General features: G+C 63.9%; 13 protein-coding genes. 7 read left to right on the top strand and 6 right to left on the bottom strand.

All coding sequences use genetic code 11. From position 1 onward, the window contains the following. Positions 1-88 precede the first annotated feature (88 nt). The 6 genes from hisD to HU772_RS19950 all read left to right on the top strand — a co-directional run bounded on the left by hisD (position 89) and on the right by HU772_RS19950 (position 6,343). The gene (gene hisD / locus HU772_RS19975; RefSeq protein WP_186658170.1) at positions 89-1,411 is read left to right on the top strand and encodes a histidinol dehydrogenase; all 1,323 of its coding nucleotides are present in this window, start codon (positions 89-91) and stop codon (positions 1,409-1,411) included. 2 nt (positions 1,412-1,413) lie between these two features. Continuing rightward, positions 1,414-2,463, top strand: coding sequence for a histidinol-phosphate transaminase (gene hisC, locus HU772_RS19970; protein ID WP_186658172.1), 1,050 nt, complete (start codon positions 1,414-1,416; stop codon positions 2,461-2,463). Between the two features lie 1,039 nt (positions 2,464-3,502). Next, entirely contained in the window at positions 3,503-4,150 is a 648-nt protein-coding gene (locus HU772_RS19965; protein WP_186658174.1) for a FadR/GntR family transcriptional regulator, read from the top strand. 13 nt (positions 4,151-4,163) lie between these two features. Continuing rightward, positions 4,164-5,444 carry a CynX/NimT family MFS transporter gene (locus HU772_RS19960; RefSeq protein ID WP_186658176.1) on the top strand — a complete coding sequence of 427 codons (1,281 nt, stop codon included), beginning with the start codon at positions 4,164-4,166 and terminating at the stop codon, positions 5,442-5,444. A 94-nt stretch (positions 5,445-5,538) separates the two neighbouring features. Continuing rightward, positions 5,539-6,009 carry a nuclear transport factor 2 family protein gene (locus HU772_RS19955; RefSeq protein WP_186658178.1) on the top strand — a complete coding sequence of 157 codons (471 nt, stop codon included), beginning with the start codon at positions 5,539-5,541 and terminating at the stop codon, positions 6,007-6,009. Positions 6,010-6,052: 43 nt separating this feature from the next. Beyond that, positions 6,053-6,343 (top strand): GIY-YIG nuclease family protein, encoded by a 291-nt coding sequence (locus HU772_RS19950; protein ID WP_186658180.1) that lies wholly within the window; start codon positions 6,053-6,055, stop codon positions 6,341-6,343. A gap of 332 nt (positions 6,344-6,675) precedes the next feature. Here the strand turns inward: HU772_RS19950 and yejK are convergent, their stop codons facing one another. Next, positions 6,676-7,683 carry a nucleoid-associated protein YejK gene (gene yejK / locus HU772_RS19945; RefSeq protein ID WP_186658183.1) on the bottom strand — a complete coding sequence of 336 codons (1,008 nt, stop codon included), beginning with the start codon at positions 7,681-7,683 and terminating at the stop codon, positions 6,676-6,678. 391 nt (positions 7,684-8,074) lie between these two features. Between yejK and HU772_RS19940 the strand changes: the two genes are divergently transcribed. After that, complete coding sequence (locus tag HU772_RS19940) at positions 8,075-8,356, top strand: HU family DNA-binding protein (RefSeq protein WP_166883664.1); 282 nt, start codon at positions 8,075-8,077, stop codon at positions 8,354-8,356. A gap of 50 nt (positions 8,357-8,406) precedes the next feature. Here the strand turns inward: HU772_RS19940 and rlmF are convergent, their stop codons facing one another. The 5 genes from rlmF to HU772_RS19915 form a co-directional block, all read right to left on the bottom strand. After that, complete coding sequence (gene rlmF / locus HU772_RS19935; protein WP_186658185.1) at positions 8,407-9,357, bottom strand: 23S rRNA (adenine(1618)-N(6))-methyltransferase RlmF; 951 nt, start codon at positions 9,355-9,357, stop codon at positions 8,407-8,409. Between the two features lie 163 nt (positions 9,358-9,520). Continuing rightward, positions 9,521-12,367, bottom strand: coding sequence for a valine--tRNA ligase (locus HU772_RS19930; protein WP_186658193.1), 2,847 nt, complete (start codon positions 12,365-12,367; stop codon positions 9,521-9,523). A 209-nt stretch (positions 12,368-12,576) separates the two neighbouring features. Next, positions 12,577-12,939 (bottom strand): DNA polymerase III subunit chi, encoded by a 363-nt coding sequence (locus tag HU772_RS19925; RefSeq protein WP_186658196.1) that lies wholly within the window; start codon positions 12,937-12,939, stop codon positions 12,577-12,579. 5 nt (positions 12,940-12,944) lie between these two features. Further along, complete coding sequence (locus tag HU772_RS19920) at positions 12,945-13,373, bottom strand: DNA polymerase III subunit chi (RefSeq protein WP_186658198.1); 429 nt, start codon at positions 13,371-13,373, stop codon at positions 12,945-12,947. Positions 13,374-13,425: 52 nt separating this feature from the next. Continuing rightward, the gene (locus HU772_RS19915) at positions 13,426-14,919 is read right to left on the bottom strand and encodes a leucyl aminopeptidase (protein WP_186658200.1); all 1,494 of its coding nucleotides are present in this window, start codon (positions 14,917-14,919) and stop codon (positions 13,426-13,428) included. Between the last annotated feature and the right edge of the window lie 190 nt (positions 14,920-15,109).

Here is a 15,109-nt window from a genome sequence, read left to right as displayed (position 1 = left end):
GCGTCATAGCCTTCTTTCTCAGGTGCCCGCGCGGATGGAGTGGTAGCTTTAGGGCGCCTGAACATCCGCTAATAACGAGGCCCTCGCCATGACCGTGTCCACTGCAATTGCCCGTCTCAACGCCGCTGACCAGGATTTCGCCCGACATCTGGATCATCTGCTGAGCTGGGAAAGTGTGTCCGATGACGCGGTCAACCAGCGCGTACTCGACATCATCAAGGCCGTGCGTGAGCGCGGCGATGCGGCGCTGGTGGAATTCACCCAACGTTTCGACGGTGTCGATGCCGCATCGATCAATGATCTGATCCTGGATCGCGCGCGCCTGGAACTGGCCCTGACCCGCATCACCCCGGTGCAGCGCGAAGCCCTGGAAAAAGCCGCCAATCGCGTTCGCATCTACCACGAGCGGCAGAAGCAGGACTCCTGGCAGTACACCGAGGCCGACGGCACCGTGCTCGGCCAGAAGGTCACTCCGCTTGATCGCGCCGGCCTGTACGTGCCGGGTGGCAAGGCGTCGTACCCCTCGTCGGTGCTGATGAACGCGATTCCGGCGAAGGTGGCTGGCGTGGCCGAGGTGGTGATGGTGGTGCCGACCCCGCGTGGCGAGGTCAACGAACTGGTGCTGGCTGCCGCCTGCATCGCCGGTGTCGACCGGGTGTTCACCATCGGTGGCGCCCAGGCGGTCGCGGCCTTGGCCTACGGCACCGAAAGCGTGCCGCAGGTGGACAAGATCGTCGGCCCGGGCAACATCTACGTGGCTACCGCCAAGCGCCATGTGTTCGGCCAGGTCGGCATCGACATGATCGCCGGCCCTTCGGAGATCCTGGTGGTCTGCGACGGCCAGACCGATCCGGACTGGATCGCCATGGACCTGTTCTCCCAAGCCGAGCACGACGAAGACGCCCAGGCGATTCTGGTCAGCCCGGATGCCGAGTTTCTTGATCGTGTGGCCGCCAGCATCGACAAACTGCTGCCGACCATGGAGCGTGCCGAGATCATCGAGAAATCGATCAACGGCCGCGGCGCGCTGATCCAGGTGCGTGACATGCAGCAGGCCATCGAGGTGGCCAACCGCATCGCCCCCGAGCACCTGGAGCTGTCGGTGGCTGACCCGCAGGCCTGGCTGCCGCAGATCCGCCACGCTGGCGCGATCTTCATGGGCCGCCACACCAGCGAGGCGCTGGGAGACTACTGCGCTGGCCCCAACCACGTGCTGCCGACTTCCGGCACCGCGCGCTTCTCTTCGCCGTTGGGCGTGTATGACTTCCAGAAGCGTTCGTCGATCATTTTCTGCTCCGAGCAGGGCGCGTCCGAGCTGGGTCACACCGCTTCGGTGCTGGCCCGGGGCGAATCGCTGACCGCCCACGCGCGCAGCGCCGAATACCGCATCCTCAACGAGAAGGGGAACTGAGCATGAGTCGTTTCTGGAGTCCCTTCGTCAAGGACCTGGTGCCTTACGTGCCGGGCGAGCAGCCCAAGCTGGCGCGGCTGGTCAAGCTGAACACCAACGAGAACCCCTATGGTCCGTCGCCCAAGGCGCTGGAGGCCATGCGTGGCGAGCTCAACGACAACCTGCGGTTGTACCCGGACCCGAACGGTGATCGGCTCAAGCAGGCGGTGGCCGAGTATTACGGCGTGACGTCGGCGCAGGTGTTCGTTGGCAACGGCTCGGATGAGGTGTTGGCGCATATCTTCCACGGTCTGTTCCAGCATGACCGTGGGCCGCTGTTGTTCCCGGACATCAGCTACAGCTTCTACCCGGTGTATTGCGGCCTGTATGGCATTGCGTTCGAGCAGGTGGCGCTGGATGAGCAGTTCCAGATTCGGGTTTCGGACTACGGCAAGCCCAATGCCGGGATCATCTTCCCCAACCCTAATGCGCCGACCGGCTGCCTGTTGCCGCTGGAAGCAGTCGAGCAGTTGTTGCAGGCCAACCGGGATTCGGTGGTGGTGGTCGATGAGGCCTACATCGATTTCGGCGGCGAGACGGCCATCAGCCTGGTGGATAGCTATGACAACCTGCTGGTGACCCAGACTTTGTCCAAGTCGCGTTCGCTGGCGGGGCTCAGGGTTGGCCTGGCGGTTGGGCATCCTGACCTGATCGAGGCGTTGGAGCGGATCAAGAACAGCTTCAACTCCTACCCGTTGGATCGCATGGCGATTGTCGGGGCGGCGGCGGCGTTCGATGACCGGGAGTATTTCGCTGAGACCTGCCGTAAGGTTATCGACAGCCGGGAGGTGTTGGTTGCCGAGTTGCTGGCGCGTGGGTTCGAGGTGTTGCCTTCGGCGGCGAACTTCATCTTTGCCCGGCATCCCGGGGAGGATGCTGCGGGGATCGCGGCGCGGCTTCGTGAGCAGGGGGTGATTGTTCGGCACTTCAAGCAGGAGCGGATTGCGCAGTTCCTGAGGATTACCGTTGGGACGCCGGAGATGAACCAGGCTTTGCTTGATGCTTTGAATTGATTTCAGGGGGGTGACTGGGGGTGGATTGGAAGTGGTTGTACTGACTTCTGATTCACCCCTTGTTGTTGTTGTTGTTGTTGTTGGGTGGTTTTGAGAGTTTTATGCGCATTCATTTGCGATGTCGACACATAGTCACCTTTCCGCCCTTACGGCGGGTAACTTTTTGAAGGATCAAAAAGTCACCAAAAAATCCTCGCTCCATTCATCCGGCCCTACGCTTCGCTCCGGGTTCCCTCACTCCGGCCTTGCTCCCGGGAGGACCGCGCTGTAGGGCCCATCCTGGGCCCCAGCGCTTGACGGGCATCCATGCCCGTCACCTCCCTCCGCAAGGCCTGCGTTCGGCCTCCTGAAGTCGCGAAGTTAGGGGCGGCGCCTGCACTGGCGCAGCTGTCGCTAGTTGCATATCTGTGATCTCCAGGGCCCTTTCGCGGGCAAGCCCGCTCCCACAGGAGAGTGGTGGAAGTTGAAAATATACATAACCCTGTGGGAGCGGGTTTACCCGCGAAAGGGCCGGAGCAGTCAATATTTAAACAACTGCCAGAAATCAATTTAAAACTTCTGCTCTTGCTCTTGCTCTTGCTCTTGCTCTTGCTCTTGCTCTTGCTCTTGCTCTTGCTCTTGCTTCTAAGCGCGCAATAGTTCAGGCGCCATCAATTGCGACTTCAGGAGGCCGAGCGGAGTTCTTGCGTAGGGAGGTGACGGGCATGGATGCCCGTCAAGCGCTGCGCCCCAGGATGGGGCGTTCAACGCGGTCCTCCCGGGAGCAAGAACGGAGCGAGGGGACCCCGAAGCGAAGCGCAGGGGCCGGATGAATGGAGCGAGCGGTTTTTGCCTACTTTTGCCCGCGTGCAAAAGTAGGTCGCCGTAAGGGCGAAAAGGTGACTAAATGTCGGCATCGTCTACGAATGCGCATAAAGAAATCAAAACCCACGCTAGAAAACCCGAACCCGAACCCGAACCCGAACCCTTGCCCCACCCCCCAACACTCCGCTATCCTCCCTCCCCAAGAAAATTCATCCGATGACTGGACGTAACCCCAATGACCCCGCTCATCAAGCGCTCCCTGGTAGAACAAGCCGTAGACCAGCTCCGCGCCCGCATCGCCGAAGGCGCCTGGTCGGTAGGCCAGCGCCTGCCCACCGAACCTGAGCTGGCCAGCGACCTGGGCATCAGCCGCAACACCGTCCGCGAGGCCATGCGCGTCCTGGCCTTCAGCGGCCTGGTGGAGATCCGCCAGGGCGACGGCAGTTACCTGCGCACCGCCGTGGACCCATTGCAGGCGGTGCAAGCCATGTCCCGCTGCGCCGTCGAACACGCCCGCGAAACCCGCCATATCCTCGAGGCAGAGGCCATCGGCCTGGCGGCACTGCGCCGTACCGAAGCCGACCTCCAGGCCCTGCGCGAGGCCCTGCACCATAGCGAGCAGCACTTCCATGGCGATGTGGATACCTACGTCGCATGCGACCTGGTCTTCCACCAGCGCCTGGTGGACGCCGCCCACAACCCCGCCCTGAGCGAGTTGTACCGCTACTTCTCCAGCGTGGTCGGCGCGGCCCTGCAGCACAACATGACCACCGTGCCTCGCTGCCAGGTCGTGTTCGATCTGCACGGGCAGATCCTCGACGCCCTAGAGCAACGCGATCCGCAACGGGCCAAGCACCTGAGCCGGACCCTCATCGAATCCTGACAACGAGCGAGCCATGGCCGAACAATCGAACTACGACACCGCCCCACGTGAGGCGGAACTCGAAGAACTGCTGATCGACGCCGAAGCCGACGACGAGCAGGTCCAGCAACAGCCGGTACTGCTACGCCGGCCTTGGTTGCTGCTGCTGGGGCTGGTGCTGGTGGCGCTGAACCTGCGCCCGGCACTGTCGAGCATGGCCCCAGTGCTCGGCCAGGTTTCCGAGGGCCTTGGCCTGAATGCCTCGCAAGCAGGTCTGCTGACCACATTGCCAGTATTGTGCCTGGGGCTCTTCGCGCCCCTGGCGCCGATCCTGGCGCGTCGGTTTGGCAGCGAGCGGGTGATTCTCGGCATCCTGCTGACCCTGGCCCTGGGCATCCTGGTGCGCAGCGCGCTGGGGAGCGCCGGGGTGTTTCTCGGCAGCCTGATGGCCGGTGCCAGTATCGGCATCATTGGCGTACTGCTGCCGGGGATCGTCAAGCGCGACTTCCCGCAACACGCCGGCACCCTGACCGGGGTCTACACCATGGCGCTTTGCCTGGGCGCGGCAATGGCCGCCGGGGCCACGGTGCCCTTGACCCGGCACTTCGACGACAGCTGGGCCATCGGCCTGGGGTTCTGGCTGCTGCCGGCGTTGTTGGCGATGCTGGTCTGGCTGCCCCAGGCTCGTCAGGGGCACGGGCAGCACAAGGTGGCCTACCGCGTGCGTGGCTTGTGGCGCGATCCACTGGCCTGGCAGGTCACCCTATACATGGGGCTGCAGTCGTCGCTGGCCTATATCGTGTTCGGCTGGCTGCCATCGATCCTGATCGGCCGTGGCCTGAGCCCCACCGAGGCGGGGCTGGTACTGTCGGGCTCGGTGATCGTGCAACTGGTCAGCGCGTTGAGCGCGCCTTGGCTGGCGACACGCGGCAAGGACCAGCGCCTGGCGATCGTACTGGTGATGCTGGTGACCCTGGGCGGATTGTTCGGCTGCCTGTATGCGCCGCTCGATGGGCTGTGGGGCTGGGCGATCCTGCTCGGGCTGGGGCAGGGCGGCACCTTTGCCCTGGCGTTGACCCTGATCGTGCTGCGCTCCAAGGACGCCCATGTCGCCGCCAACCTGTCGAGCATGGCCCAGGGCGTCGGTTACACCCTGGCATCCATGGGGCCGTTCGCCGTGGGCCTGGTGCACGACCTGACCGGTGGCTGGGCGGCCGTGGGCTGGATTTTCGCAGTGCTGGGTGTTGGCGCCATCTTCTTTGGCCTGGGCGCGGGGCGTTCGCTGCATGTGCAGGTGAGCAGCGAGCGGATCTGACAGCCCCACGCTGGTCATTCATGACGCGAATGGGCATGGTGCGGCGGCCGGCCAGGCAGTATCTTGCGAGTTCCGACTTGTGCAGGAACAGCCCATGAGTGATGCCAACAGCGCCCTGATCAGCCGTTTCTACCAGGCCTTCCAGCGCCTGGATGCCGAGGCCATGGTGGCCTGCTACAGCGCCGACATCAGCTTCAGCGATCCGGTGTTCGGCACATTGCGTGGCCAGGACGCGGGTGACATGTGGCGCATGCTCACCCAGCGGGCCAAGGACTTCAGCCTGACCTTCGACAGCGTTCGCAGCGATGAGCGCGGCGGCGGCGCGCACTGGGTGGCAACCTACCTGTTCAGCCAGACTGGCCGAGTGGTGGTCAACGATATCCAGGCACGCTTCGTGATTCGCGACGGCTTGATCTGCCAGCATGACGACAGCTTCGACCTGTGGCGCTGGGCACGCCAGGCCCTGGGCATGCCCGGGGTGCTGCTGGGCTGGTCGCCGATGTTGCAGAACAAGGTGCGCCAGCAGGCGTTCAAGGGCTTGCGCGCATTCCAGCAGGGGCGTTGAACAGGTAAGCTGGCGCGCACCTTCAGCTGTATCGAACCGAGCCGTGAGCGAACGACCTGCAACCGCCGAGAGCAAGCCCTGGTACGTCTACCTGGTGCGCGCCGCCAACGGCTCGCTGTACTGCGGGATCAGCGATGATCCGCAGCGGCGCTTCATCAAGCATCAAAAAGGGCAGGGCGCGCGCTATTTCAAGACCAGCCCGGCGCAGGCACTGGTGTACGTCGAGCAATGGCCCGACAAGGGCGAGGCATTGCGCCAGGAACGCTTGGTGAAGAAGCTGCGCAAGGCGGCGAAGGAGGCATTGGTGGCGTCCTATGCGCTAGCCAGCCGCTAGGCGCCAGCCTTGCTGGCTCCCGCACCGACCTCAAGCCCTGCCTTTTGTCTGTGGGAGCAACTGTCTTGCTCAACTGCTAAAGCTAGCGGGGTTGCTGTGGGAGCGGCTTCAGCCGCGAACACCGGCGCAGCCGGTGCCAGGCACCGCGTCGCTTGCTTCGCGGCGGTGCGGCGGTCCGACAAGCCCGCTCCCACAGGTGTGGTGCATGCCCTGAGGTCGGCGCGATCCCTGTGGGAGCGGCTTTAGCCGCGAACACCGGCGCAGCCGGTGCCAGGCACCGTGTTGCTTGCTTCGCGGCGGTGCGGCGGTCCGACAAGCCCGCTCCCTCAGAATCAGTCCTTGCGACGCTTGAGCTGGTCGATCAGCTGGGTCGGCAAGCCCTTGATCACCAGCGTCCCAGCCTCTTCGTCATACTCCACCTTCGAACCGAGCAAATGCGCCTCGAAGCTGATCGACAACCCCTCGGCGCGCCCGGTAAAGCGGCGGAACTGGTTGAGGGTACGCTTGTCGGCCGGAATCTCCGGCGACAGGCCGTAGTCGCTGTTGCGGATGTGATCGAAGAACGCCTCGGGGCGGTCCTCGTCGATCAGGCTGGAGAGTTCTTCCAGTGCCATGGGTTCGCCCAGCTTGGTCTGGGTGGTGGCGTAGTCGACCAGGGTCTGAGTCTTTTCCCGGGCCGCTTCCTCCGGCAGGTCTTCTTTTTCGACGAAGTCGCTGAACGCCTTGAGTAGCGTGCGGGTTTCGCCCGGGCCGTCGACGCCCTCCTGGCAGCCGATGAAGTCGCGGAAATAGTCCGAGACCTTCTTGCCATTCTTGCCCTTGATGAACGAGATGTACTGCTTGGAGTGCTGGTTGTTCTTCCACTCCGACAGGTTGACCCGTGCCGCCAGGTGCAACTGGCCCAGGTCCAGGTGGCGCGAGGGGGTCACGTCCAGTTCGGCGTTCACCGCCACGCCTTCGCTGTGGTGCAGCAGGGCGATGGCCAGGTACTCGGTCATGCCTTGCTGGTAGTGGGCGAACAGCACGTGGCCGCCGGTGGACAGGTTGGATTCTTCCATCAGCTTCTGCAGGTGCTCGACCGCGACGCGGCTGAAGGCGGCGAAGTCCTTTTCCTCATCCAGGTACTGCTTGAGCCAGCCGCTGAATGGATAGGCGCCGGACTCGCCATGGAAGAACCCCCAGGCTTTGCCTTGCTTGGCGTTGTAGCTGTCGTTGAGGTCGGCCAGCAGGTTCTCGATGGCATCGGAGGCTGCCAGTTCGCTGTCGCGGGCGTGGAGCACGGCGGGGCTGCCATCGGGCTTCTTGTCGATCAGGTGAACGATGCAATGACGGATTGGCATGGAATTCTCGGTGGTCTATGGCGGCCTGGGGCCACGCTGCAAAAGGCGTTAAGTTTACCCCAGGGTGAGGACGCTGCAGTGGCCAGATGTTGGCGTAAATGCCGGTTGTTCGTTTTTTGTTCAATTTTTTGCGGTTTTTTCTGAAACCCCCGAAAAACCTGCACAAAATCAATGTCGGGAGCGGATATTTATCGATTCCTGTGGTAGCTTTGCGCGGTCTTGCGCCCCGTGAGTGGCGCATTGCTGGCAGATCGCTTGCGGTGTGTCGAACCAAACGCCGATTTGCGTATCTACATACGCGATCGACGCGGCCTCTGGAATGTCCCGGGCTGGCCCGACCAACGACAAGCACGCTGCACAACCTCTGATTTGATAGGGAAGGAACACCACCATGGCACTGACCAAAGACCAACTGATTGCCGATATCGCTGAATCCATCGACGCGCCGAAAACCACCGCGCGCGCTGCTCTGGAGCAACTGGGCCAGATCGTTGCCGACCAACTGGAAAACGGCGCCGAAATCACCCTGCCAGGCATCGGCAAACTGAAAGTCTCCGAGCGTCCTGCCCGTACCGGCCGCAACCCTTCGACTGGCGCCGCCATCGAAATCGCTGCCAAGAAAGTCGTCAAGTTCGTACCTGCCAAGGTCCTGAGCGACGCTATCAACAAGTAATTGTTGCTGCGTGACAAGAACCGCGCCCGGCTTGCCCGGGCGCGGTTTTTTCATGCCTGTGATTTGCGCGCGGCATGCCACTGCTGGCGTGCGCTGTCGTCCTGGAAGCTCCAGGCGACCATGCGGCTTTGCTTCTGCCCTTGGCCCATCTCGGTGATGCGCAGGGCTTTCACCCCGGCCTTTTTCAAGGCCGCCTCGATACCCGGCAGATTGCTCGCCTTGGACACCAGGCTGGTGAACCACAGCACCTGGGCTGAGTACTGCACGCTCTCGGCGACCAGCTGGCTGACGAAGCGGATCTCGCCGCCTTCGCACCACAGTTCGTTGTTCTGCCCACCAAAGTTCAGCACCGGCAGCTTGCGCTTGGGGTCCTGCTTGCCGAGGTTTTTCCATTTGCGCTGGCTGCCGCGGGTGGCTTCCTCGCGGGAGGCGTGGAACGGCGGGTTGCACAAGCTCAGGTCGAAGCGTTCGTTGGCCAGCAGCAGGCCACTGAGAATGTGCTTGGGCTGCGCTTGCTGGCGCAGGCTGATGGCCTTGTCGAGCTTGTTGGCCTGGACGATGGCCTTGGCCGAGGCCAGGGCGACAGGGTCGATGTCCGAGCCAAGGAAGCGCCAGCGGTAGTCGCTGTGGCCCAGCAGTGGGTAGATGCAGTTGGCGCCGACGCCGATGTCCAGGGCGCGTACCTGGGCGCCACGGGGGATCTCGCCGCCGTTGTCCTCGGCCAGCAGGTCGGCCAGCACGTGGATGTAGTCGGCCCGCCCGGGAATCGGAGGGCACAGGTAGTCGGCGGGGATATCCCAGTGCTGGATGCCGTATTGGGCCTTGAGTAGGGCGCGGTTGAACACCCGTACCGCTTCAGGGTTGGCGAAGTCGATGCTGGGCTTGCCGTGGGGGTTGGTGATGGTGAAGCGGGCCAGGTCCGGGTGGACCTTGATCAGGGCGGGAAAGTCGTAGCGGCCCTGGTGGCGGTTGCGCGGGTGCAGGGTGGGTTTTTCGGTCATGGTCGGATCCGGTGTTGCCGGCATTGGGGCTGCTTTGCAGCCCTTTCGCGACACAAGGCCGCTCCTACAGGATAGCGGCGCCTTTCAAGCTGGCGCCGTCCCTGTAGGAGCGGCCTTGTGTCGCGAAAGGGCCGCAACGCGGCCCCAGCGGTCTATCAGGTTGTTACAGCGCAGCAATCCGCGCATGCTGCTCGGTGAAGTTGGCCAGGGCCTGCTCCGACTCCGCCAGCTTGGCGCGTTCCTTCTCGATCACCGCGGGCGGTGCCTTGTCGACGAAGGCGGCATTGGACAGCTTGCCACCCACGCGCTGGACTTCACCCTGCAGGCGCTGGATCTCCTTGCTCAGGCGAGCCAGCTCGGCGTCCTTGTCGATCAGGCCGGCCATCGGCACCAGCACTTGCAGGTCACCCACCAGGGCGGTGGCCGATAGTGGTGCTTCGTCCTGTTCGCTCAGTACGGTGAACGACTCGACCTTGGCCAGTTTCTTCAGCAGGGCTTCGTTTTCCAGCAGGCGACGCTGGTCGTCGGCGTTGGCGTTCTTCAGGAACAGCGGCAGCGGCTTGCCAGGGCCGATGTTCATCTCGGCGCGGATGTTGCGCAGGCCGACCATCAGTTCCTTGAGCCACTCGATATCGCCTTCGGCGGCGGCATCGATGCGGGCCTCGACGGCCACCGGCCATGGCTGCAGCATGATGGTCTTGCCTTCGATGCCGGCCAGCGGCGCGATGCGCTGCCAGATCTCTTCGGTGATGAACGGCATGAACGGATGGGCCAGGCGCAGCGCGACTTCCAGCACACGCACCAGGGTGCGACGGGTGCCTCTGGCACGCTCGACCGGAGCGTTTTCGTCCCACAGCACCGGCTTGGACAGTTCCAGGTACCAGTCGCAGTACTGGTTCCAGATGAACTCGTACAGCGCCTGGCTGGCCAGGTCGAAGCGGAACTGCTCGAGCTGGCGGGTCACTTCGGCCTCGGTGCGCTGCAGCTGCGAGATGATCCAGCGGTCGGCCAGCGACAGCTCGTAGGCCTCGCCGTTCTGGCCGCAGTCCTCGCCTTTGTCGAGCACGTAGCGGGCGGCGTTCCAGATCTTGTTGCAGAAGTTGCGGTAGCCTTCGACGCGGCCCATGTCGAACTTGATGTCACGACCGGTGGAGGCCAGCGAGCAGAAGGTGAAGCGCAGCGCGTCGGTGCCGTAGCTGGCAATGCCTTCAGGGAACTCGGCCTTGGTCTGCTTGGCGATCTTCTCGGCAAGCTTGGGCTGCATCATGCCGCTGGTGCGTTTTTCCAGCAGGGCATCGAGGGTGATGCCGTCGACGATGTCCAGCGGGTCGAGGACGTTGCCCTTGGACTTGGACATCTTCTGGCCCTGGCCGTCGCGCACCAGGCCATGGACATAGACGGTCTTGAACGGTACCTGCGGGGTGCCGTCCTCGTTCTTGATCAGGTGCATCGTCAACATGATCATCCGGGCGACCCAGAAGAAGATGATGTCAAAGCCGGTGACCAGTACGTCGGTGGAGTGGAATTTCTTCAGGAACTCGGTCTGTTCCGGCCAGCCCAGGGTGGAGAAGGTCCACAGGCCCGAGCTGAACCAGGTGTCGAGCACGTCGTCGTCCTGGCGCAGTTTCACTTCGCTGCCCAGGTTGTGCTTGGCGCGCACTTCGGCTTCGTCGCGGCCGACGTAGACCTGGCCGGCCTCGTCGTACCAGGCCGGGATGCGGTGGCCCCACCACAGCTGGCGGCTGATGCACCAGTCCTGGATGTCGCGCATCCAGGAAAAGTACATGTTTTCGTACTGCTTGGGCACGAATTGGATGCGGCCGTCTTCCACGGCGGCGATGGCAGGCTCGGCCAGCGGCTTGGTGGATACGTACCATTGGTCGGTCAGCCACGGCTCGATGACGGTGCCGGAACGGTCGCCCTTCGGTACCTTCAGGGCGTGGTCGTCGATGCTGACCAGCAGGCCTTGGGCGTCGAGGTCGGCAACCATCTGCTTGCGCGCGACGAAGCGGTCGAGGCCGGCGTACTGGGCCGGCAGCGAGGTGTCGATGCCTTCGTTGACGCTGCCGTCGAGGTTGAACGCCTGCACGGCGGCCAGCACGGTGGCGTTCTTGTCGAAGATGTTGAGCAGCGGCAGGTTGTGGCGCTTGCCGACTTCATAGTCGTTGAAGTCGTGAGCCGGGGTGATCTTCACGCAGCCGGTGCCGAACTCGGGGTCGCAGTAGTCGTCGGCGACGATCGGGATGCGCCGGCCGACCAGCGGCAGTTCGACGAACTTGCCGATCAGTGCCTGATAGCGCTCGTCGCTCGGGTTGACGGCAACGGCGACGTCACCGAGCAGGGTTTCCGGACGCGTGGTGGCGACCACCAGGTGGTCCTTGCCTTCGGCGGTCTTGGCGCCGTCGGCCAGCGGATAGCGCAGGTTCCACAGGTGGCCCTTCTCGTCGTGGTTTTCCACTTCGAGGTCGGAAATTGCCGTGTGCAACTTGGTATCCCAGTTGACCAGGCGCTTGCCGCGGTAGATCAGGCCATCCTCGTGCAGGCGCACGAAGGCTTCCTTGACCGCTTCGGACAGGCCATCGTCCATGGTGAAGCGCTCGCGGCTCCAATCCACCGAAGAGCCCAGGCGACGGATCTGGCGGCTGATGTTGCCACCCGACTGGTCCTTCCACTCCCAGACCTTCTCCAGGAATTTCTCACGACCCAGGTCGTGGCGGTTCTGGCCTTTCGCCTCGAGCTGGCGTTCCACCAGCATCTGGGTGGCGATACCGGCGTGGTCGGTGCCTGGCTGCCACAGGGTGTCGCGACCCTGCATGCGGCGGAAACGGATCAGGGCGTCCATGATCGCGTTGTTGAAGCCGTGGCCCATGTGCAGGCTGCCGGTCACGTTCGGCGGCGGAATCATGATGGTGTAGGACTCGCCTGCACCTTGTGGAGCGAAGTAGTTCTCGGACTCCCAGGTGTTGTACCAGGAAGTTTCGATGGCGTGCGGCTGGTAGGTCTTATCCATGCGCGGCGGGACCCTTAGGCATTAATTCGGGAAAGCCGGGAAGTATACAACGCGCAGGCGGTGGGCGACATGGTGTCGTTATCTTGTACGCAGGTGATGGCCTCTTCGCGGGCAAGCCCGCTCCCACAGATTTGGCGCTGCTATCAAGGACAGCGCTGTACCTGTGGGAGCGGGCTTGCCCGCGAAGAGGATGCGGCGAAGGACCCTGCTTACTCGGAACGCTTGAGCAAGCGCTCCAGCCGCGCATCGAGGCGCCGTTTGATCTCGGTTTCGATATGCGGGGTGAAGTCGTTGATCACGTCCTGCATGATCTGCTGTGCGGCGGTGCGCAGCTCGGCGTCCAGGTGCAGCAGAGTGTCCTGGCGGCGGGTCTGGGCATCTTCTTCGGGCGCGGGTGCTGGCGTGGCGGCCGGCGCGGTGCCGGCAGGCTCGTCGAGCAGCAACGGGATCTGCTCCACCGTCTCGGTCAGCAGGGGCGGTTGCAGGTCGGCGTCACCCAGCAGCTCGCGAATCGATTCGAGGTCGTCGAGCAGGTGGGCGGAATGGGTGAGGGAGTTCAGCTGCTTGTCCATCGTCGTCAAAGTCGCTGTAAGCGGTGGTCTTGCAGAGCATAGCCCTGTTCACGGTAGAAACGGAATCGCTCGCGGGCGGCTTGGCGGATGGCCGGCGCCTCGACGACGATCTCGGCGACCCGCTCGAACTGCCCGACGAAGCCTGGCACGTCAGTGCCCAGGTTGATCAACAGGTCGCGGTGCTCGCCAGTGCTGTCGCCAATTCCCAGGGCGACCTGGGCATCGGCTTGCGCCTCGGCGTGGTCGTGGGGGATGAAGGCTTCGCCCTTGAAACACCAGAGGCGTTCATCCAGCTCGGCGCGTTGTGCGTCGTCCGCGCAGTGCAGGTAGACCCGGTGGCCGAGGCGCCAGGCCTTTTCGCACAGCTTGCAGGCAAAATCCAGCCGCGCCGACAGCGCGTCGGTGGGCAGGATATAGAAATCGACTTGGCTCATGATTTTCCAGTGCAATCGGGTGGCGCGGCAGGGCGCCACCCGATCGGCGCCATCAGGCGCCTGCGCGGTCCAGCAGGTACTGGGTGAGCAGTGGCACCGGGCGGCCCGAGGCGCCCTTGTCCTTGCCGCCGCTGACCCAGGCGGTACCGGCGATGTCCAGGTGCGCCCAGTTGTACTGTTTGGCGAAGCGCGACAGGAAGCAGCCGGCAGTGATGGTGCCGGCTTTCGGTCCACCGATGTTGGCGATGTCGGCGAACGGGCTGTCCAGCTGCTCCTGGTACTCATCGAACAGCGGCAGTTGCCAGGCGCGGTCGTCGGCGCGCTTGCCGGCGTCCAGCAATTGGCCGACCAGCGCGTCGCTGTTGCCCATCAGGCCGGAGGTGTGGCTGCCCAGGGCGACGATGCAGGCGCCGGTCAGGGTGGCGATGTCGATCACTGCCTGTGGCTTGAAGCGCTCGGCGTAGGTCAGTGCGTCGCACAGCACCAGACGGCCTTCGGCGTCGGTGTTGAGGATCTCGACGGTCTGCCCGCTCATGGTGGTGACGATGTCGCCCGGGCGGGTAGCGCCGCCGCTCGGCATGTTCTCGGCGCAGGCCAGCAGGCACACCAGGTTGATCGGCAGCTGCAGCTCGAGCACCGCGCGCAGGGTGCCGAACACGCTGGCGGCGCCGCACATGTCGTACTTCATCTCGTCCATGCCGGCGCCCGGCTTGAGGCTGATGCCGCCGGTGTCGAAGGTGATGCCCTTGCCGACCAGCACGAACGGCTTCTCGCTCTTCTTGCCGCCCTGGTAGTTGAGCACGATCAGCCGTGGCGGCTGGTCGCTGCCCTGGCCCACGGCATAGAACGCGCCCATGCCCAGGTCCTTGATCTTCTTCTCGTCCAGCACTTCGACCTTGAGGCCCTTGTGGGCCTTGCCCAGGTCCTTGGCCTGTTCGGCGAGGAAGCTGGGGTGGCAGACGTTCGGCGGCAGGTTGCCCAGGTCGCGGGTGAAGGCCATGCCGGCGGCGATGGCGCTGGCATGCTTGACCGCGCGCTCGACCTCGGCCTGACCGGCCTTGACGGTGAGCACGGTGATTTTCTTCAGGGCACGTGGCTCGGCCTTCTGGCTCTTGTAGCGGTCGAACACATAGGCGCTGTCGAGCAGGGTTTCCGCCAGCAGGCGGTACTTGCCGTAGTTACCATCGCGGCCGCTGACGGCCAGGTCGTCCAGGGCCAGCACCGCGTCGCTGCCGCCCAGGCCCTTGAGCACGCCGGCGACGCTGGCGGCCAGCTTGCGCCAGGTACGATCACCGAGGGCTTCGTCCTTGCCGCTGCCGACCAGCAGCACGCGTTCGGCTTTCAGGCCCGGCAGGTTGTGCAACAGCAGGGTCTGGCCCGGCTTGCCAGCCAGGTCGCCGCGTTTGAGCAGGGCGCTGATGGCGCCTGCGCAGGCTTCGTCGACGGCCTTGGCGGTGGCCCCGAGCTTGCGGTTTTCACCGACCGGTACGACCAGGGTGGCGGTCTTGACGGATACAGCGGCTACGCTTTTTACAACCAGTTCCATGTCTGGAGTCCCCGAATGATCTGTCAGTTGGCGCTGTCTTGTGAACGCGCCCGGAAAACCGCCCCGGCGGCCTTTGCCGGGCTGCGGAAAAGCTGCCAGTTTGAGCCTGCGGCGACCTTCGTGACAACCCCGACATGCGGCGTCATGCGCCGCCAAGTGACAGGCGCGGTCAATCACAGGATAATGCGCG

The organism is Pseudomonas xantholysinigenes (genome assembly GCF_014268885.2).
Taxonomy (GTDB): domain Bacteria; phylum Pseudomonadota; class Gammaproteobacteria; order Pseudomonadales; family Pseudomonadaceae; genus Aquipseudomonas; species Aquipseudomonas xantholysinigenes.
Note: the sequence above shows the minus strand (reverse complement) of the source record. Positions and strands in the feature narration are given on the sequence as shown.